This is a genomic window from Flavobacterium amnicola (genome assembly GCF_004122165.1).
In the GTDB taxonomy this organism is placed as follows: Bacteria; Bacteroidota; Bacteroidia; order Flavobacteriales; family Flavobacteriaceae; genus Flavobacterium; species Flavobacterium amnicola.
On record NZ_SBKO01000005.1, the window covers coordinates 23,191 to 44,157 of the forward strand.

Genomic DNA, 20,967 nt, shown 5'->3' on the forward strand with positions numbered 1-20,967 from the left:
TAAAGCGGGATTTTTTTTAAGCTAAGAATATCAAAAAGAGAAGGGGAAACAAAATTCCGGCAAATGCCAGTTTCCAACCTCTACGTTTAAAACTAAATTTACCAGCAGGTATCATAATCGTTCCAGTTATCGCAATAAAGATTAAAGACAATCCAAAAATATCCGAATAGTAAATCCACCAATTAGAAGTATTTTTGTGTAGCTTCATCATTTGGCTAACGATAGGTGTTTTTTGGAAGGATACAATTTCACCTTTTCCGGTTTTCATGTCAATTTCAACATCGTGCTTTTCGAAAGAAATTTTAAACTCACCATCTTTCACTTTGTGACGGCGAAATTTATCATCAATGCCCAATTGTTTTCCAAAATCTTCTGCAAATTTTTCAGTTATTTTTTCTTCTTCTTGTGGTACAGTAACCGAAATTTCTTTGGTTTCTACTGTGTATTTTTCGGCATGAAAAATATCTCTATGATTCATTAAAATCCCCGAAAAAGCAAAGGATACAATTAATCCGATATAAAAATAGCCTAAATCACGGTGTAAGCCTCTAAATGTTTGTTTGTTCATTTTTAGTATAAATAATTCAGTTATTAGAATATTCTATGATTGTTTTTTTTCTAAAAAACAAATTCAAGCGTTGTATAAAATGATCTCGCATCAGAAGGAATGATTCCTGGGCCAGGATAGCCGGTAGCTCTTCTTGTAAAATAACTGTTATTTGTAAGATTCGTCACACCAACTTCTAATTTCCATTTTCCCAATTTATACGATGATGAAAAATCGGCTACATAGTAATCCGGAATTTGTCCAAAAATACCGTATGTGTTGTCTTTTAAATCCGTCCTACTATTTTTTGCTTCAGTAAACTGAGACGAAACATAAGTAAATTGTATACTTGACATGAAGTTTTTATAGCCAAAACCTGTCCCAGTTTTGATATTGTATAGTGGCACAAATTCAACTTTATTTCCTTCAATATTTGGTGCATTTGATTTTAAATATTCAGAATTTGTAACTGCAATATTTGAAAATAAATTCCAGATTAAGTTATCATTATTTTCAAAAAAAGTCTTGTTCAAACTCCAATCAAACATCGTTTCAAAACCATAGGTTAAGGCTGTTCCTATATTGTCTCTTAATCTAACAACTGCTGCCGAACCATTAGGGTTTTCTGTTTCATATTCACCAATTTTGTCATCATAATAAAGTCCATAAATACTAGTGTCAAATGTTATTTTACTTCCAATTTGGCCTCTAATTCCAATATCGGAGGTATAACCTTTTTCGTCCGTTATGTTTTCAGCGATTACCTGACTTGGACTAACAGTACGAATGTCATTAAATGTCACCGAACGATAATTTTGAGAAACATTTCCGTAAATTTCTATTTTATTTTGCGGTTTATAGCTCAAGCCAACTCCAAATAAGAAAAAGTTTCGATCTTTAACGTTGTTTTCATTTTTGGTTTCATCAAGGATTACATTCCCAGAAAAATCAAGATTAATTTTGCGGTACCATCCATTAGCCTGTGTTTTTATTTTTTCAAATCTGAAACCTGGAGTAACTGAAAAATTGGATGTGATTTTGAATATGTTTTCTCCAAAAACTGATAGATTTAAATTAGGATAAGAATAATTGGATTGGTTTTGATAGAATGGAAATTCGTTTGTTGCAATGTTGAAATTTGCATCAGAACCTGAACTTCCAGGACCTTGAATTCCTGTATTTTTTGACTGATAATATTTTGCTCCTAGCAATAAGGCACTGGTTTGATTTTTAATTTTATAACGTTTTAAAATTCGAGATTCAGCTCCCCAATTCACAAACTCTCCAATAATTAAGTCTCTTTGACCTCCCACAGGATCAGTGTCTGCAACTCTGTTAGAACGAAATCCAACCGCTTTTCTACTCGCATCTAAACCAAATAATTGCAATGAAAAATCGGTAGTTGGATTAAATTTATGTTTTAAACGTAACGCAAATAGATTCCAGTTTACAGCAAACCAGTTTCTGGTTCTGTTGCTTTGTAATGGATCTTCAGTAAACATTACATCGGTAAGTCCACCAGCCTGGTGCGCTAAATAATTGAAATGGGTATAATCGAAATGTAACGAAGTATTATCGTTCAATTTGTAATTAAAATTTCCAAAATAATTTTTACTGTTAAATTCAGAGTTAGGTCTAAATCCATCTCCTTGCTTGTAATTGTAAAAAGTATAATAACTGAATTTGTTTTTCGTACCGCTTAATGATGTAAAATTGGTAAACAGACTATAGGATCCAACGGTAGTTCTAGTTTGGAATTCCATTATTTTAGAACTTGGTGTTTTCGTTTTAAAATTTACTAAACCGCCAAATTGTGTTCCATATTGTAAAGAAGCAGCACCTCTAACAACTTGTATTTCTTCTAAAGATTCTGTTGGTGTGGCATAATAGCTTTCAGGGTAACCTAATACGTCAGCGCTAATGTCATACCCATTTTGACGTGTATTAAAATTTGAAGTTCTGTTAGGGTCTAATCCACGTCCACCGATACTTAGTTGAAGTCCACCATCCGAACTTTCATTAATGGTAAGTCCTGTTACTTGCGCAAAAATTTGACGTGCATTATTAGTAGCTTTGTTTGCTGTTAATTTGTCTATTGCAACAACTTCGGTTTTCTTACCGGCATAAATAGCAGTTTCATCAATGTCTTTTAGCTTATTGATGGCAAATAACTTTTCCTTTTGTTTACTAACTGTAACCTCTGTAAGGTTAACTATTTTTTCTAAAACCACTGTAAGATTTTCGCTTGAAGCTGTTACCTTTTTTTCAAGGATAGCATATTGATCTTTATGAAAAACCAGTTCTAATTCCTCGGAATTTTCTGTAGTTATTGTAAATTCTCCTTTGGAATTAGATACAAACTTGGCACCAGAACTCTTGATGTATATTTCGACAGCAGTTAAAGGTACGTTGTTTTCTGAGGTAATAATACCTGAAACTTTATTTTGAGCGTAACTATTAAAAATTACAAATAAGAAAAAAAGATATTTAAAATCCTTTAATTTCATCGTTGAAGGGTAATATCCAATTTTTGTGACTAAAACTTTCATTTTCTTGGGCTAAATTTATTTTTGGGTCTATATATAATTTACTTAATCTACCATTAATGGCTACGTAGCTTTCTACTCTGACTTCTGGATTAAACATTCCTAGTTGTTTGTGATAATCGGCTAAAAAGTGGGCATATTCTAAAATGAAATCAGGTTGAAATGACATTTGCTTTTCCTGAAATGAAGTTAAGAATTGACGATTGTTTATGTGAATTGTTTTTTTTGTTAGGTTATCTGTAACTGTGAATTGTGTATAACCTGCTTTTTCCATTAGCATTACACGCCATGAAAATCGGTAGCCTTCTTCTGTCCAAAATAATTCATCTGGATAAGCTAAGTATCGAAATGGGAAGGCCAGTTGAAAAATAATAAAACAAAATAAGAAGGATAATTTTACCTTGTTTATATTATTGTATTGTTGCACTTTTTGTTTTCCATTCTCAAATACAGTTGTCGCTACTCCAAATATTTTAAATATAAACTTTAGGCATTTGGTATGAAAACTCGCGTCGAAAAAAAGCAAAGTACTCACAATCATCACATACGGAAATATACCTATTGGAAATAAAATCTTAGTCATTAAATGAAACACTACAACTAGAATAAAAGCTAGGTTGCGTGTTCTTTTGTATAGTAATAAAAAAGGAATGGCAAGGTCGTAAATCATTCCCGACCAACTAAAAGCATAATGTACCCAACTTTCATTGAAATAAGTACCAATCAAAGGTAAATTGGAATTATTGGGAAGCCAGATTTTAAGCGGCATTGCTTCAAGAATCCAATCCGAGTTTATTTTGGCCAAACCAGCATAAAAATATACAATTCCCAACAAGAGCTTTAGAATATCTGTCGTCCAGCGAGGAATTTCTTCAAAGGCATTTTTTGAATTTCTAAAAGCATCAATAGAAAAAGTAGCATTTGCAGGTAAAAAGATAAGCACAAAACTTACCACTGAAATGAAATAATAATGATTGAGATAGGTTGTTTTATCCATTAGCTCTATATAGGTAAAGCTAAGGAAGAAAGTGATAATGGCTATTTTGTATTTATAACCTAAGGCAACAAATAAAGCAGAAATTCCACAAATGGCAAATAAAACATAAGTAAATTTTCCTAAAGTTTTAACCCATTCAAATCCATAATAAGTAAAATGAAATACAGGCTGAATATAAAACTGATCAATCCAACCAAAAGATGCAAATCGAATGATACTAAAAACCATCATTAAACCAAACGCTAGCCTAAAGAAAGCTAGCGTTGAGGCTTGAGTATTGGTATTTAAATAATTTTGTATATTAAAATTCATATGATTTTTAATCACCATCGTTATCTACATAATCAATAGTGATGTTTAAAGCTTGCATCATGTCTAATTTAAAATAAACAACATTTTTTTGTATGGCCTGATAACTTTCAATCATTTTTGTATTATCAGAATTAACTTGTGTTGTAAAGCTATTATTTAAATTATTGTTTGTGTTGTAAATTGTTGTGTATTGGGCATTAACAATATCACTTAATTTTTGATTGTCTCTAACCGCATTAACGAAATTCAAATAAGATTTTAAACTTTTTCCTGTAGCCGTACTATTAAAATGCTTTCCGTTAAAAAAATCTTGTGAAGCTTGTAAAGCGGTGTTTAATAATTCTTTCGAAATGTTATTTTTGTAATAACCTTCTACTTTTTCTGGATATAATGTACCGCTTGAAAACAACCCTGCAGGAATACCAACTTTTGCATAACGAATGTCTTTTTCATAACACTGAACAAAATTGTTTATTGTTTTACTCACAGACCCTGTAATTGAATTTCCGTTATTACTAATAAACGTACTTCTGTAACCACCGTTCCAATCAGCTACGATTAAATCCGCATTAGTTTTTAAACGATTTGCCAGAGCCGTTAAATATTGTTTGTATTTAGTTGCATTTGGATTCGATGTGTAAAATCCAACAATATTAGCATCACTAGCGTCCAATCCATTAATTAAGTAATCAACGGCAGGAAATCCTTGTCTATCATATTGTGATAATAAGGTGAAATCGTAAGTCCCAGAAGATATATTTGATTCAATTCCAGTAGTGTTTATTGGATAAATATTGGTGCATTCTTTGAAATTAATGGTAGCAGACTTACCAACATTAAATAAAGAAACGTATTGATAAGCTTTGTATGCTTCAAACCATGAATTTCTAACTGTTTGAAGATTTGTTTCATTTGGTGTAGAAGTAAAAGCATTAACATCTGTTACTAGGACTTGTACTTTTGTTTGGTAATTTGTATAACTTGGAATGATGATGTTATCAGCCCAGTCTTTCAAAAGCGCTGTTTTGTCATAATTATTTCCAATAATGTTGTTATTATCACTATCATTTGAAGAACAACTTAAAATAAGAGTTATAACAGAAAAAATAAAAAGTATCTTTCTCATAATGTTAAAAATTTTTTGCAAAAGTACAAAAAGCAGTAGAACTTAACTTCTACTGCTTTGTCGTTTTTTTGTTATTATTAGTTTACCGTTGCTGCTTGCGCTACAGTGAAACCGAATTTTGTTGCAATTTGATTAGAAATAGCATCTAATTTTGGTCCGATTTGATCAATATCCCATAATCCGTTTGGACCACTAATCATCGAAGCTAACATTGAATCCACTTCTGATTTTGAAAAATATGGATTATCAGTTCCTGGTTTGTTTGTGTAACGTAATGACATAATGAAACCATATGCTTCAGACAAAGCGTGGAACGCTTTAATTCCTCCATCTCCTTGAGCTAATTTTGTTTTTCCTTCTTGAAGGTAGAATACCGCTCTAACAGCAGGAACCATAGCTAATTTTGCTTTGATGATGTTGATTTGTTTGTTACGAGTTTCATAATCATTAGCTACAATTGCAGCTCTACCTTTACGGAACGCTAAGTTGATGTCATTTTTTAAAGTATTAAAATCTGAATCAGCATTAACTTGATTGATATAACTACTCCAGTATTTGAATGTATTTGGAGTTACAGTTAAGTTGTCATTACCATAAATATATCCATAAGCTTCATCCCATGCATGTTCCATTGCAGTATATGGTTTACCAACTTCTAAAACTTTTTTGGTATTGTTTGTTCTGTTACTTCCTTCGTCTAATTTGTGTTTGCTTAAATAATTATTAACGATTTGATCCATTAAACATGCACCCATCATTCCTTTTAAGAAAACTTGTTGAGGCTCTAATCCATTAGCAGCATATAAACGCTTGCTTGAACCATCAAGATAAACACCAGCTACTCCAGGAGAAGCAGCAGCTCCTTGACTTGCAGCTTCAGCATCATCAAAAGTTGATTCAAAAAAAATACGAACATTTGTTTGTTCTAATGTGGTACCACCACCATAGTACAATGAGAAATAATCTTTAGATGCAGCAGTTTTGTCTTTCAATTGTTTTCCAGAAGTGTTCAATCCAGCACCAGCGAAACGATTGTTTGTGTTAGTAAACATGTCTGATAAATAAGCGTCATCAGCTACTGTACCATTAACTCCTGCATTTCTGATATAAGCCCCCATTTCATCCAACATAATTAGACGGTAAGTTTGTCCGGAGTGATCAACAGTAGTTGCACTTTCTCTTTCAAAAGTATAAGTTTCAGGCACTGTGTAGTTAAAAACTTTTGGAGTAGGAATAATAAGTGGCGTTTCGTCATCATTTGAACATGATGTTATTGTGATTACCAAAATTGGTAAACTTGATAAGAATAAGCTTTTTAATTTCATTAGAACTTTATTTAGATTGAATAAAAATTATTTGTTGCTGCAAATATAAAAACGACTTTTTAATTTACAAAACTTATTTAGACTAATTTTAAATAAAATTTATAAACTGTTTGATTCTAGAGGGATTGCAAATAAAAAAAATCCAGTAGGTACTGGATTTAAGTATAGATATTTCGGAGTAGTTCTTATTTTTTCTTTTGCATCGGATAGGTTTCTGATTGTTCGACGCCTTTTACTTTTCCATGAATGGAAGCCGAAATACTATCCGGGCTTATTAAATTATAGATAATTTTAGTCGGATAATCATGCTTCGGATTTTCAAAAACCAATTGTTTGTCGGTAAACGAAGTCAAATAAAAGGAAGTAACTTCTTCTGTATTTCCTTTAATGGCTACATTGTAAAAAAGACTATCATTTTTCTGCTCCAACACAACATTTTCGTGAAAAACAGTGTCTTTACCTTGCTTAACGATACTGATACCCATAAAGGTAGAATCAGAGAGTTTTTCCCAATTTTCGGTAAAATCACCCATTTTCGACTGGTTTTCCCATTCTCCTAAAAACCAATTGGCTTTTTCAATTAAAGGGAATTTTTTGGCTTCTTTTTTCTCACCACAAGAAAACAAAAGCAGCGAAGCAAATAGCAAAATATAATTTTTCATAGAAAGAATTAAGAAATATAAATATAGCAAAAAAACTTGAAAATTTTAACTTGAAACTTACAACAAAAAAATTGTATTTTTGCACTCTCAAAAAATAGTATACGACTATGTTAGATAGATTGCAATTTGTAAAACAACGTTTCGACGAAATTTCAGACTTGATTATTCAGCCTGATGTTATCGCCGATCAAAAGCGTTATGTACAATTAAATAAAGAATACAAGGATTTAAACGCACTTGTTGAAAAACGTGAAGAATATCTAAATCTTGACGGAAATATTAAAGAAGCGCAAGAAATAATTGCAGATGGTTCGGATGCCGAAATGGTGGAAATGGCCAAAATGCAAATGGACGAAGCAAAAGCAAGAATTCCGGAATTGGAAGAGGAAATCAAATACATGTTGATCCCTAAAGATCCAGAAGATGCTAAAAACGTAATGGTGGAAATCCGAGCTGGTACTGGAGGTGATGAGGCATCAATCTTTGCCGGAGATTTATTCAGAATGTACACTAAATATTGTGAAGCACGTGGCTGGAGAACATCTGTTGTAGATGTAAGTGAAGGTACTTCAGGTGGTTTCAAAGAGGTCATTTTTGAAGTAACGGGTGAAGATGTTTACGGTACTCTAAAATTTGAAGCAGGGGTTCACCGTGTACAACGTGTGCCTCAAACGGAAACGCAGGGACGTGTGCATACTTCAGCAGCAACTGTAATGGTATTGCCGGAAGCGGAGGAATTTGACGTTCAAATTGATATGAATGACGTTCGTGTCGATTTCTTCTGTTCGTCAGGGCCTGGAGGACAATCGGTAAATACTACTAAATCGGCTGTACGTTTAACGCACATTCCAACAGGATTGGTAGCACAATGTCAGGATCAAAAATCGCAGCATAAGAACAAAGATAAAGCAATGGAAGTATTGCGTTCTCGTTTGTACGAAAAAGAATTAGCAATCAAACAAGCGGAAGATGCTACTAAACGTTCATCTCAAGTAAGTTCTGGTGACCGTTCGGCAAAAATTAGAACCTACAATTATTCGCAAGGTCGTGTAACCGATCACCGAATTGGTTTGGATGTTTTTGATATGGATGGAGTAATGAACGGAAAAATTCAAAAATTCGTGGAAGAACTTCAGTTGGTTAATAACATGGAAAAACTAAAGGAATCGGAAGTTTTCTAAAAATACAAGCCTCATTTATTGAGGCTTTTTTTTATATGTATAGCGGACTTTGCGAAAAACTTTGCGAACTTTGCGGTTAAATAAACAACAATGACAACACAACAACTACTCCAACAAATTCAACTTAAAAAATCATTTTTGTGCATCGGATTGGATGTCGATGTAAATAAAATACCAAAGCATTTACTGAATTCTGAAGATCCTATTTTCGAATTCAATAAAGCCATTATTGATGCTACGCACGATTTATGTGTTTCCTATAAACCGAATATTGCTTTTTATGAAGCTTACGGAATTAAAGGATGGCAATCGCTGCAGAAAACCATACAATATCTTAATACCAATTATCCCGGGCAATTCACTATTGCTGATGCGAAACGTGGTGATATTGGTAATACGTCTTCCATGTATGCTAAAGCTTTTTTTGAAGATTTACAATTCGATTCGGTGACCGTGGCGCCTTATATGGGGAAAGATTCAGTAGAACCTTTTTTAGCATTTGAAGACAAACACACCATTATGTTGGCACTAACTTCCAACGAAGGAGCTTTCGATTTTCAAACATTAGAGACTAATGGTAAGGAATTGTACAAACAAGTTCTAGAAACTTCCAAAACGTGGAAAAATTCTGAGAACCTGATGTACGTGGTAGGTGCTACAAAGGCAGAATATTTTACCGAAATTCGTAAGATAGTTCCCGATAGTTTCTTGTTAGTACCTGGAGTAGGAGCGCAAGGCGGAAGTTTGCAAGAAGTGTGTAAATACGGAATGAATGCCAACGTCGGACTTCTTATCAATTCGTCTCGTGCGATTATTTATGCGTCTAACGGAGAAGATTTTGCTCAAAAAGCAAGAGAAGAGGCAGAGAAATTACAGTTAGAAATGGAAAAAATATTAACCATTTAAGCCATATAAGTGCATATGAGTTTTTCTACATATATGACTCATATGGTTCAAAAACAAAATAAATGAATTTTACAGATCAATTAGGAACTCAACATACTTTTGAAACCACTCCCAAAAGAATTGTTTCATTGGTACCTTCCCAAACCGAATTATTATATGATTTGGGATTGGAAGATGCTATTGTAGGAATTACGAAATTTTGTGTGCATCCGTTTCATTTGAAATCGACCAAAACGATTGTTGGCGGTACCAAACAAGTGAAGTTGGATAAAATTAAAGCGCTTCAACCTGATATAATAATTTGTAATAAAGAAGAAAATACTCAAGAAATTGTCGATTCTTTGAAAGAAATCTGCCCGGTTTGGGTCACCGATATTTATACGATTGAAGACAACAATAAAATGATTCAAGATTTCGGACAGCTTTTCAACAAACGCACCGAGGCCATGAAATGGTTGGATAAAATTAATTTTGCTCATCAGGATTTTCAAAAGTTTATTACCGATAAAGCACCACGAAAAGTGGCATATTTTATTTGGGCAAATCCTTATATGGTAGCGGGTGGAAATACTTTTATTAATGAATTGTTGAAGTTGAATAAATTCGAAAATATTTATGACAATAATCCAACTCGAGGCGAAGCCGAACAGAGCGTAGCTAAATACGAAGGAAGATATCCTGAAGTTGTGGTCCAAAAAATGCGTATTCAAGGCGATCCCGATGTAATTTTTCTTTCTTCCGAACCCTTTCCATTTAAAGACGAGCATGCTTTCGAATTGGGCAGACATACGCATCACGCCACCACAATTTTTGTCGATGGTGAAATGTTTTCTTGGTACGGCAGTCGCTTGGTAAAAGCCTTCGATTATTTTAAAAAACTTCAAGACCGATTAGGCGAACCTCATTTGCATTCGCATTAAAAAAAGTATATTTGTCAAAATTAATCACGTGATCAACTACACCATTTATAAAAATGAATCGAGTAACCAATGGGTGACTTTTGTCCATGGTGCTGGTGGCAGTTCGTCGATTTGGTTCAAGCAAATTCGGGATTTTCAGAAGCATTTTAATGTATTGTTATTGGATTTACGTGGCCATGGGGAGTCAAAACAAACCACGTTTAAAAATCCTTTTCAAAAAAAATATACCTTTAAATCGATTGCACACGATATTGTTGAAGTGATCGATCACCTTAAAATTCAATCCTCTCATTTTGTTGGAATTTCACTAGGGACCATTGTGATTCGTCAGTTAGCTGAAACCCACCCTGATCGTGTTAAAAGTATGATTATGGGAGGTGCCATTTTAAAAATGAATTTTCGTTCGCAAATTTTAATGCGTTTGGGAAATATCTTCAAATATGTTTTGCCGTATCTGGTTTTGTATCGCTTTTTTGCGTTTGTGATTATGCCCAACAAAAATCACAAGCAATCCCGATTATTATTCATCAACGAAGCGAAAAAACTCTACCAAAAAGAGTTTATTAAATGGTTCAAATTAACGGCCGAAATTAATCCGGTGTTAAAATGGTTTCGCCAAGTGGAAGTCAATATCCCAACACTTTATATTATGGGAGAAGAGGATTATATGTTTTTACCTTCCGTGAGAAAAGTGGTGGAAGCCCATTATAAAACTGCTAAATTACATGTGGTTGAAAAATGCGGACATGTGGTGAATGTGGAGCAAGCTTCGGTTTTTAATGATAAAGCTTTGGCCTTTCTTCGCCAATTTTAAAAAGAAAAGCCAGTACCAAGGCACTGACTTTTCCGTAAACTAACCAAACCAAACAAAATTCTATGAATTTCTAATACAAAGTACGTCATTATTTTTGAATTCGAACGTTAATATAATGTTATTATCTGTTTGATTATGAAAATTTTAACTATTTTTTATCCTGCAATGCAAATACTCTTTTTAACAATTCAGACGTTCGTGAAGCAAGGTTCGTTCTAATGCTTTTTTCCTCCACAGCCACCATTTTAAAGACGCCATTCATGGCTTGATTGGTCACATAATCGGTTAAATCTGGGTTCACTTTTTGAACAAAAGGAATGCTGTTGTATTTGGTGATGATATTCGTCCAAACTTTATCGGCGCCCACTTTCGAAAATGAATTTTTAATGACCGGATTAAATTTCCCGTATAATGCCGTAGAAGTAGTATTTTGCAAATAAGTAGTTGCGGCACTTTCATTCCCCATTAAAATGTTTCTAGCATCGGTAAAGGTCATTCCTTTAACCGCATCTACAAATATAGGAGTAGCTGTTTTTACCGCATCCTCGGCAGTTCTATTCATCGCTTTTAAGCCTTCGTCTGCCAAACTTCCCAAACCAATTTTACGCAATCCTGAATCTACTTTTTTCAATTCTTCCGGAAGTAAAATTTTCACCATTTGATTTTTGTAAAAACCATCGGTAGCCGTAAGTTTGGTTACTTGTTTACTAATTCCGTTATTTAAGGCTTCTTTCAATCCTCCGGCAATATCTACATTACCTTCCGCTAAAATAGTTGGTAATTGTGTGGCAACTTGTTGTAATTCGGCGCAACTTGAAAAACTTCCACCAATTAATAGTAGCACAATAACTTTTTTCATATTCTTATTTTTTATCTTGTAAGGCAAATACTTTTTTTAATAAATCAGAGGTTCTAGCACTGAAATTGGTTCTAATGTTTTTTTCTTCCACTGTAATCATTTTAAATACGCCATCTAATGCTTTATTGGTCACATAATCCGTAATGTCAGGATTTACTTTAGTAACCAATGGAATACTGTTGTATCTCGTGATGATATTGGTCCAAATGACATCAGCACCTACTTTGCCGATTGATTCTTGGACTACTGGACTAAATTTAGCATAAAGAGGTTTTGTAGTGGCTGATTGTAAATATACCGATGCTGAATTTTCTTTCCCCATCAAAATAGTTTTGGCATCGGTAAAGGAAATCCCTTTAATTGCGTCCACAAATATTGGGGTTGAGGTTTTGACAGCGTCTTCGGCAGCACGATTTAAGGCTCTTATACCATCATCCGCCAAACTCGATAATCCTATTTTTCGTAACGTTTTGTCTACTTTTTGTAATTCTTCTGGCATTAAAATTTTAACCGCTTCATTTTTATAAAAACCATCAACAGCGGTTAGTTTTGATACTTGTTGGGTAACGCCTTTATTCAAAGCTTCCTTCAACGCGGCTCCAATATCTAGTCCAGTAGACGTTTTGGAGTTGGTAACCGTAACTACTTTTTCACTAGCTTTCTTAAGTAAGTCGTTCAATTGCGCATGGGAAACTAGCGGAACTAAAAATAAAAGGAAAAGAATTTTTTTCATAGATATTGTTTTCATCAGCTAATACAAAAATAGCGCCAATTTTTATTAGAAGCATAAAGTTATGATTTTCTTTGAAACTTTGTCCCGCTATTCGCAGTATCTTTTATTCCGTTTACCAAACGAAATAAAAGGATACTTGCTGTTATCGGGGCTAAAAAAGAACTTTTCTCTTACTTTTGAAACTTTTAACTTTTAAAGATTAGCTATAAAATAATTTGTAAATTTGCACTTCAAAAATCTATCAAATCCCTATAATGGAACCACAAATACCTTATACCCCAAAAAATAAAGTTAGAATTGTAACAGCTGCTTCGCTTTTTGACGGACATGATGCCGCCATTAATATTATGCGTCGAATCATCCAGGCTACCGGAGTTGAAGTGATTCACTTAGGTCACGACAGAAGTGTAGAAGAAGTTGTAAATACAGCTATTCAAGAAGATGCGAATGCGATTGCGATGACATCGTACCAAGGTGGTCACAACGAATATTTTAAATATATGTATGACTTGCTAAATGAAAAAGGAGCAGGGCATATCAAAATTTTTGGTGGAGGTGGCGGTGTAATCTTGCCTTCTGAAATTTCAGAATTGCACGAATACGGGATTGAAAGAATTTATGCTCCAGACGACGGACGTGAATTAGGTTTACAAGGAATGATTAATGATTTGGTAAAACGTTCTGACTTCCCTGTTGGAAATGTATTGAATGGCGAAGTCGATCATTTGGAAGATAAAAATCCCACTGCCATTGCACGTGTGATTTCTTCAGCAGAAAATTTTCCTGAAGTAGCAAAACCCGCTTTAGAAAAAATTGCTAAAATCAACAAAGATTCTAAAACACCAGTACTTGGAATTACAGGTACAGGTGGTGCAGGTAAATCTTCATTGGTAGATGAATTGGTGCGTCGTTTCTTAATTGATTTCCCTGAAAAAACAATAGGGTTAATTTCTGTCGATCCTTCTAAACGTAAAACAGGAGGTGCGCTTCTAGGAGATAGAATTCGTATGAATGCGATTAATAATCCTCGGGTTTATATGCGTTCGTTGGCGACTCGTCAATCGAATTTGGCCTTATCAAAATATGTTCAGGAAGCGATTGAAGTACTGAAAGCAGCTAAATACGATTTAATTGTGTTGGAAACTTCAGGAATTGGTCAGTCTGATACTGAAATTATGGACCACTCAGATGTTTCGTTATATGTGATGACACCTGAATTTGGTGCTGCAACACAATTGGAAAAAATTGATATGTTGGATTTTGCCGATTTAGTAGCCTTGAATAAATTCGACAAACGTGGCGCTTTAGATGCGATTCGCGATGTGAAAAAACAATTCCAACGTAACCATAATCTTTGGGACGTTGATCCTGATAAAATGCCGGTTTTCGGAACCATTGCTTCGCAGTTTAATGATCCAGGAATGAATACCTTGTACAAATCAATCATGGATAAAATCGTGGAGAAAACGGGAATCGATTTGCATTCGACTTTTGAAATCACCCGTGAAATGAGTGAGAAAATCTTCGTGATTCCACCACACAGAACACGTTATTTGTCTGAAATTGCTGAAAATAATCGTAAATATGATGAAACGGCACTTTCTCAAGTGGAAGTGGCACAAAAATTATACGGAATTTTTAAAACGATTGAAACAGTTACAGGGAATGTTCCTACACTTACCAAAGCCGGAATTGATGAAACGATTTTAAAATCGAAAGATGAAGAAAGAAATGAATTCTTAAATCTTTTAGTGAAAGAATTCGACCGAGTAAAAATGAATTTAGATCCTTACAATTGGGAAATCATTTTAACATGGGATGAAAAAGTAAATAAATATAAGAATCCAATTTACTCATTTAAAGTAAGAGATAAAGAAATAAAAATTGCTACGCATACAGAGAGTTTGTCACATACTCAAATTCCGAAAGTTGCCTTACCAAAATACCAAGCTTGGGGGGATATCTTAAAATGGAACTTACAGGAAAATGTTCCTGGTGAATTTCCATTTGCTTCGGGATTGTATCCATTTAAACGTGAAGGAGAAGATCCATCTCGTATGTTTGCCGGTGAAGGTGGTCCTGAAAGAACCAACAAACGTTTCCATTATGTAAGTGCTGGTTTGCCAGCCAAACGTTTATCGACTGCTTTTGATAGTGTAACTTTATATGGAAATGACCCGCACATTCGTCCAGATATTTATGGAAAAATTGGTAATGCCGGAGTTTCTATCTGTTGTTTGGATGATGCCAAAAAATTATATTCTGGATTCGATTTGAGTCACCCAATGACTTCGGTTTCCATGACAATCAATGGTCCAGCACCTATGTTGCTTGGTTTCTTTATGAATGCCGCTATTGATCAAAACTGTGAAAAGTACATCAAAGAAAACGGATTAGAAGTTGAGGTTGAAGAAAAAATCAACGAAATCTACAAGAAAAAAGGAGTAGAGCGTCCTTCTTATCAAGGAGATTTACCAGAAGGAAATAACGGATTAGGGTTAATGCTTTTAGGGGTTACTGGAGATCAAGTGTTGCCGGCTGATGTATATAACGATATTAAGATTAAAACCCTTGCACAAGTTCGTGGAACGGTTCAAGCGGATATTTTAAAAGAAGACCAGGCGCAAAATACGTGTATTTTCTCTACAGAATTTGCATTGCGTTTAATGGGTGACGTTCAAGAATATTTCATCAAAGAAAACGTTCGTAACTTTTATTCGGTTTCGATTTCTGGATATCACATCGCAGAAGCGGGAGCGAACCCAATTACACAATTAGCCTTTACATTAGCCAACGGATTTACTTACGTAGAATATTACTTAAGTCGTGGAATGAATATCAATGATTTTGGTCCAAACTTATCGTTCTTCTTCTCGAATGGTATTGATCCGGAATATGCAGTAATTGGTCGGGTGGCACGTAAAATTTGGGCAAAAGCTTTAAAGAATAAATACGGAGCGAACGAAAGAGCGCAAATGTTGAAATATCACATTCAAACTTCTGGACGTTCGTTACACGCACAAGAAATTGATTTTAATGATATCCGTACGACATTACAAGCGTTGTATGCGATTTATGATAACTGTAATTCGTTACATACCAATGCGTATGATGAAGCGATTACTACTCCAACGGAAGAATCAGTGCGTCGTGCCATGGCAATTCAGTTGATCATCAATAAAGAATTAGGATTAGCGAAAAATGAAAACCCAATTCAAGGTTCGTTCATTATTGAAGAATTAACTGACTTAGTAGAAGATGCTGTTTTAGCTGAATTTGATAGAATTACCGAAAGAGGTGGAGTGCTTGGTGCGATGGAAACAATGTACCAGCGTTCAAAAATTCAAGAGGAAAGTTTGTACTATGAAACACTGAAGCATACTGGTGAATTCCCAATTATTGGAGTAAATACGTTCTTGAGTTCTAAAGGTTCTCCAACGGTTATTCCTGCAGAAGTAATTCGTGCTACCGAAGAAGAAAAAGCATATCAAATTGAAATGCTTAATCATTTGCACGAAGCCAATAAACATAAAGTAGAAGAACATCTAAATATTCTTCAAGAAGCGGCTATCAAAAACGAAAATATATTTGAACATTTAATGGATGCTACGAAAGTGTGCTCATTAGGTCAAATAACAGCAGCCTTGTTTGAGGTTGGTGGGCAATACAGAAGGAACATGTAAAAAAAATAAGTTTATCTGAAAATATAAAAAGCAGTCTAAATTTTAGACTGCTTTTTTATTTATAAGTGATTTTTTACTCTTCTAAATCTTCTTCTCCACCTAATCGAAGCGAGACTAATATTCCAACTAATAAGGCAACCGCAATAAAAGTTAACGAAGCCCATTCTGGAATTTCAATATAATCGTGCGCTAACATTTTAATCCCTACAAAACTCAAAATAGCAATCAAACTATATTCCAAATAACTGAATTTTTCCAGCATATTAGCTAAAAAGAAATACATAGAACGCAATCCTAATATGGCAAAAATGTTAGAACTAAAAACCAAAAACGGATCGGAAGTAATAGCCAAAATAGCAGGAACGCTATCCACTGCAAACAATACATCCATTACCTCTATAACGATAAGAGCAACAAATAATGGAGTAGCGGCTTTTCCTTTGGATGTCGGAATAAAAAATTTCTCTTTGTCTGTTTCCGAAGTGATAGGCATTATTTTGCCTAAAGTTTTATATACGAAAGAATCTTTGGGTTCGAAATCTTCATCATCTCCACTAAATAGCATTTTAATTGCCGTAAATAGAAGGAAAGCGCCAAATAAGTAGGTTGTCCAAGTGAATTTATTAATAATGATTACGCCAAAGGATATCATGAGTCCTCTAAACACAATGGCTCCTAATATTCCCCAAAACAAAACACGGTGTTGGTATTTCTGTGGAATCTTGAAAGAAGCAAAGATGACAGCAATGACAAAGATATTGTCAATACTTAGGGATAATTCGATAAGATAACCTGTAATAAATTTTAAAGCAGCGCCCGTTTGGGTTAAGTGGGTTGGATTTGAAATATAATCGGTACCGTATAACCAATAGATGACTCCTGAAAATGCCATAGACAACGAAACCCAAATGGCAGTCCATTTACTGGCTTCTTTTGTACTTATAATATGAGGAGTTTTATTAAATACACCCAAATCTAATGCAAGGATTACTAAAACCATTGCAAAAAATAATATCCAAACAATCATAATTTAAATTTTGTTCTGACAAATATAGTGCTTGATTTTGGAATACTCAATTTTACACGCGTTTTTACAAAAAGTAAAATTTTATGCATATAATGTTATTTTTATAGGGGTAAATGCTTTTAAAAATGATTTTTTATTATATTTGCATCAAATTATTAGGGGTATAACTAAAATTATGTAATTTTTATGGCAACATTACGATTTCAAGCTTTGCAAAATGCTACCAACAGAAAACCTGTTTTTGTAGAAGAATTAGACAAAAAGTCGATTATTTTTGGTTCAAACGTTTTTAACGACAAAGCAATGCGTCAGTTTTTAACGTCAGAAGCCTATAAAGCGGTTCAAAGTGCCATCCAGCACGGAACAAAAATTGATCGAAAGTTAGCCGATTATATCGCTATGGGAATGAAAGAGTGGGCGTTGACAAAAAATGTTACGCATTATACACACTGGTTTCAACCATTAACTGGAACTACTGCAGAAAAACACGATGCTTTCTTCGAAACTTCTTTTGATGGAAGTGATCCAGTAGAAAAATTTGGTGGAAGTCAATTAGTACAACAAGAACCTGATGCTTCTTCTTTTCCAAATGGAGGAATTCGTAATACGTTTGAAGCACGTGGATATACGGCTTGGGATCCAACATCTCCAGCTTTCATTTATGGAACTACTTTGTGTATTCCTACTGTTTTTATTTCATACACAGGTGAAGCTTTAGATAATAAGACTCCTTTGTTAAGAGCTTTACACGCTATCGATACAGCAGCGACGGATGTAGCGAAGTATTTTGACAAAAACGTTAAAAAAATTACGCCAACTTTAGGTTGGGAACAAGAATATTTCTTGGTTGATAGCGCTTTGGCTTCATCAAGACCTGATATTTTAGCCACAGGAAGAACATTGTTAGGACATACTTCTTCTAAAGGACAACAATTAGACGATCATTATTTTGGTTCAATTCCAACACGTGTATTACAATACATGCGAGATTTAGAAAACGAATGTATGCTGTTAGGAATTCCGGTAAAAACACGTCATAACGAAGTTGCACCGAATCAGTTTGAGTTGGCTCCTATTTTCGAAGAAACGAATTTAGCGGTTGACCACAATTCATTATTAATGGATGTAATGCAAAAAGTTGCAGAACGCCATGATTTTAAAGTATTATTCCACGAAAAACCTTTCAAAGGAGTAAACGGTTCAGGAAAACACAACAACTGGTCATTGGCAACAGATACTGGAATTAATTTATTGGCTCCAGGTAAAACACCTATGAGTAATTTACAATTCTTAACGTTCTTTATCAATACGATTAAAGCGGTTCATGATTATGAAGAATTGTTAAGAGCTGGAATTGCATCAGCAAGTAATGATCACCGTTTAGGAGCAAATGAAGCGCCACCGGCAATTATTTCGGTATTTATTGGTCAACAATTGACTAAAGTATTAGAAGAATTAGAAGGTGTAACTAAGGGGAAACTTTCTCCAGAAGAAAAAACCGATTTAAAATTAAACGTTGTAGGTAAAATTCCAGACGTTTTATTAGACAATACCGATAGAAACAGAACGTCTCCATTTGCATTTACTGGAAATAAATTCGAATTTAGAGCCGTAGGTTCTTCTGCCAACTGTGCCGTTTCTATGGCGACTTTAAATACGATTGTAGCAAAACAATTGAAAGATTTTAAAGTAGAAGTAGATGCTTTAATCGATAAAAAAGGATTGAAGAAAGACGAAGCAATCTTTAATGTTTTGAGAGAATATATCAAAGTAACTAAAAACATTCTTTTCGAAGGAGATGGTTATAGCGATGCATGGGAAAAAGAAGCGAAGAAACGTGGATTAAGCAATCATAAAACAACACCGCAAGCTTTAAAAGCGAAAGTTTCTAAAAAAGCAATCGAGTTGTTTGGAGAAATGAACGTAATGAATCATGTTGAGGTAGAAGCGCGTTACGAAATCGAATTGGAAGAATACACGAAGAAAATTCAAATTGAAGGACGTGTGTTAGGTGATATCGCTCGTAATCACGTGATCCCAACTGCGATTCGTTATCAAAATGTATTGATTGAAAATGTAAAAGGATTGAAAGAAATTTTCGGAAAAGATTTCGAAAAAATCGCCAAAGAACAAATTGGTTTGATCAAAGAAATTTCAGAACATATTGAAGGGATTAACCACAATGTGGATGAAATGATTGAAGAGCGTAAAAAAGCCAATAATTTATCGTCAACCGAAAAAATGGCTAGCGCTTATTGCGACAAAGTAAAACCTTATTTTGAAATCATTCGTGAACATTGTGATAAATTAGAACTTTTAGTAGATGACGAAATTTGGACCTTAACCAAATACAGAGAATTGTTATTTACGAAATAATAATCAATAGCAAATAATCAGATAACCGTGTCATTTTCTTGGCACGGTTTTTTTATGTATTTTCGTAGTATGAAGAATTTGCTTTTAATAGTATTGCTTTTCGGAAATGTTATGGTGTCAAAAGCACAAGAACAGTATGAAGTTTATTTTCAAAGTAATAAACACACATTACCTGTTTCTGAAAGCGTTGGACTTGAGAAATGGATTTTAGAAAATAAACAAAGTAAAATCCTTGCGATTAGCGGTTATACTGACGAAGACGGAACCAATCAATTTAATGATACTTTAGCCAAAAAACGGGTCGAATCGGTATTTAAATTGGTGAAGGATAAAATTAAAATACGAGAGGATTTTAAAAAGTTAAGCTTTGGTGAAAATCATACCCAATCAAAAATTAAAGCCGAAAATAGAAAAGTCATCATCTATTTTTTAAAAGAAAAAGACTTAGCCCGTGAAGCGGAAATAATCGGTTTGAAAAATAAAGAAGTTGTGCAACCTAAACCAATTGTTTTTCCTGAATCTATTATTGTGACTAATTTTGATGGTTCGCAAATGGAATATAAATTGGATGTTGCTTTTATGAAATCGCTAAATGAGGCCAAAACAGGAGAAAAATTAAAAATTGATAACCTTAACTTTGTCTTAAATACATTTGCTGTAACTGCCGATTCTCGTGGAAAATTATATGAATTGTTATTGGTAATGCAACAAAATCCGAACCTTAAAATAAGTATTCAAGGGCATGTTTGTTGTGTTCAAAATGATAGACAAAATTTATCGACACAAAGAGCCAAAGCGGTTAAAATGTTTTTAGAACAAAAGAAAATAGACCCCACACGAATGAATTTTAAAGGCTTCGGAAGTACGGTTCCCTTATTTCCAATCCCGGAAAAGTCAGAAATTGAGCGTGCTGCCAATCGTCGTGTTGAAATTGAAGTCATATCCAATTAAAT

16 protein-coding genes are annotated in these 20,967 nt (G+C 34.0%); 7 read left to right on the forward strand and 9 right to left on the reverse strand.

The annotated features are described in order from the left end of the window. Positions 1-16: 16 nt before the first annotated feature. From EQG63_RS10595 to EQG63_RS10620, 6 genes are all read right to left on the reverse strand, one after another. Positions 17-568 (reverse strand): PepSY-associated TM helix domain-containing protein, encoded by a 552-nt coding sequence (locus tag EQG63_RS10595; RefSeq protein ID WP_129436351.1) that lies wholly within the window; start codon positions 566-568, stop codon positions 17-19. A gap of 50 nt (positions 569-618) precedes the next feature. Next, entirely contained in the window at positions 619-3,096 is a 2,478-nt protein-coding gene (locus EQG63_RS10600) for a TonB-dependent receptor domain-containing protein (protein ID WP_394343569.1), read from the reverse strand. Beyond that, positions 3,035-4,402, reverse strand: coding sequence for an HTTM domain-containing protein (locus EQG63_RS10605; RefSeq protein WP_129436352.1), 1,368 nt, complete (start codon positions 4,400-4,402; stop codon positions 3,035-3,037). Before EQG63_RS10605 ends, EQG63_RS10600 begins: the two co-directional genes overlap by 62 nt. Before the next feature lie 7 nt (positions 4,403-4,409). After that, the gene (locus EQG63_RS10610) at positions 4,410-5,528 is read right to left on the reverse strand and encodes an imelysin family protein (protein ID WP_129436353.1); all 1,119 of its coding nucleotides are present in this window, start codon (positions 5,526-5,528) and stop codon (positions 4,410-4,412) included. A gap of 77 nt (positions 5,529-5,605) precedes the next feature. Then, on the reverse strand, positions 5,606-6,853 hold the full coding sequence (locus EQG63_RS10615) for a DUF4856 domain-containing protein (protein WP_129436354.1): 1,248 nt from the start codon (positions 6,851-6,853) through the stop codon (positions 5,606-5,608). Between the two features lie 185 nt (positions 6,854-7,038). Next, on the reverse strand, positions 7,039-7,515 hold the full coding sequence (locus tag EQG63_RS10620; protein ID WP_129436355.1) for a DUF6265 family protein: 477 nt from the start codon (positions 7,513-7,515) through the stop codon (positions 7,039-7,041). A 107-nt stretch (positions 7,516-7,622) separates the two neighbouring features. Between EQG63_RS10620 and prfA the strand changes: the two genes are divergently transcribed. The 4 genes from prfA to EQG63_RS10640 all read left to right on the forward strand — a co-directional run bounded on the left by prfA (position 7,623) and on the right by EQG63_RS10640 (position 11,336). Further along, positions 7,623-8,696, forward strand: a complete 1,074-nt coding sequence (gene prfA, locus EQG63_RS10625) for a peptide chain release factor 1 (RefSeq protein WP_129436356.1) — start codon at positions 7,623-7,625, stop codon at positions 8,694-8,696. A gap of 90 nt (positions 8,697-8,786) precedes the next feature. Next, positions 8,787-9,602 carry an orotidine-5'-phosphate decarboxylase gene (gene pyrF, locus EQG63_RS10630; RefSeq protein ID WP_129436357.1) on the forward strand — a complete coding sequence of 272 codons (816 nt, stop codon included), beginning with the start codon at positions 8,787-8,789 and terminating at the stop codon, positions 9,600-9,602. A 62-nt stretch (positions 9,603-9,664) separates the two neighbouring features. Then, positions 9,665-10,522 carry an ABC transporter substrate-binding protein gene (locus EQG63_RS10635; RefSeq protein ID WP_129436358.1) on the forward strand — a complete coding sequence of 286 codons (858 nt, stop codon included), beginning with the start codon at positions 9,665-9,667 and terminating at the stop codon, positions 10,520-10,522. A gap of 28 nt (positions 10,523-10,550) precedes the next feature. After that, positions 10,551-11,336 (forward strand): alpha/beta fold hydrolase, encoded by a 786-nt coding sequence (locus EQG63_RS10640; protein ID WP_129436359.1) that lies wholly within the window; start codon positions 10,551-10,553, stop codon positions 11,334-11,336. 148 nt (positions 11,337-11,484) lie between these two features. Here the strand turns inward: EQG63_RS10640 and EQG63_RS10645 are convergent, their stop codons facing one another. Together EQG63_RS10645 and EQG63_RS10650 are read right to left on the reverse strand one after the other, a co-directional pair. Next, positions 11,485-12,195, reverse strand: a complete 711-nt coding sequence (locus tag EQG63_RS10645) for a DUF4197 domain-containing protein (RefSeq protein ID WP_129436360.1) — start codon at positions 12,193-12,195, stop codon at positions 11,485-11,487. A gap of 4 nt (positions 12,196-12,199) precedes the next feature. Further along, positions 12,200-12,928: a DUF4197 domain-containing protein gene (locus EQG63_RS10650; RefSeq protein WP_129436361.1), complete on the reverse strand. Its 729-nt coding sequence runs from the start codon at positions 12,926-12,928 to the stop codon at positions 12,200-12,202. A 254-nt stretch (positions 12,929-13,182) separates the two neighbouring features. Between EQG63_RS10650 and EQG63_RS10655 the strand changes: the two genes are divergently transcribed. Then, the gene (locus tag EQG63_RS10655; RefSeq protein ID WP_129436362.1) at positions 13,183-16,611 is read left to right on the forward strand and encodes a methylmalonyl-CoA mutase family protein; all 3,429 of its coding nucleotides are present in this window, start codon (positions 13,183-13,185) and stop codon (positions 16,609-16,611) included. Positions 16,612-16,684: 73 nt separating this feature from the next. Here the strand turns inward: EQG63_RS10655 and EQG63_RS10660 are convergent, their stop codons facing one another. Next, entirely contained in the window at positions 16,685-17,638 is a 954-nt protein-coding gene (locus EQG63_RS10660; RefSeq protein ID WP_129436363.1) for a TerC family protein, read from the reverse strand. A gap of 186 nt (positions 17,639-17,824) precedes the next feature. Here EQG63_RS10660 and EQG63_RS10665 point away from each other — a divergent pair, with 186 nt between their 5' ends. Both EQG63_RS10665 and EQG63_RS10670 read left to right on the forward strand, forming a co-directional pair. Next, on the forward strand, positions 17,825-20,014 hold the full coding sequence (locus EQG63_RS10665; RefSeq protein ID WP_129436364.1) for a glutamine synthetase III family protein: 2,190 nt from the start codon (positions 17,825-17,827) through the stop codon (positions 20,012-20,014). Positions 20,015-20,083: 69 nt separating this feature from the next. Then, the gene (locus EQG63_RS10670; protein ID WP_129436365.1) at positions 20,084-20,965 is read left to right on the forward strand and encodes an OmpA family protein; all 882 of its coding nucleotides are present in this window, start codon (positions 20,084-20,086) and stop codon (positions 20,963-20,965) included. The last annotated feature ends 2 nt before the right edge of the window (positions 20,966-20,967 follow it).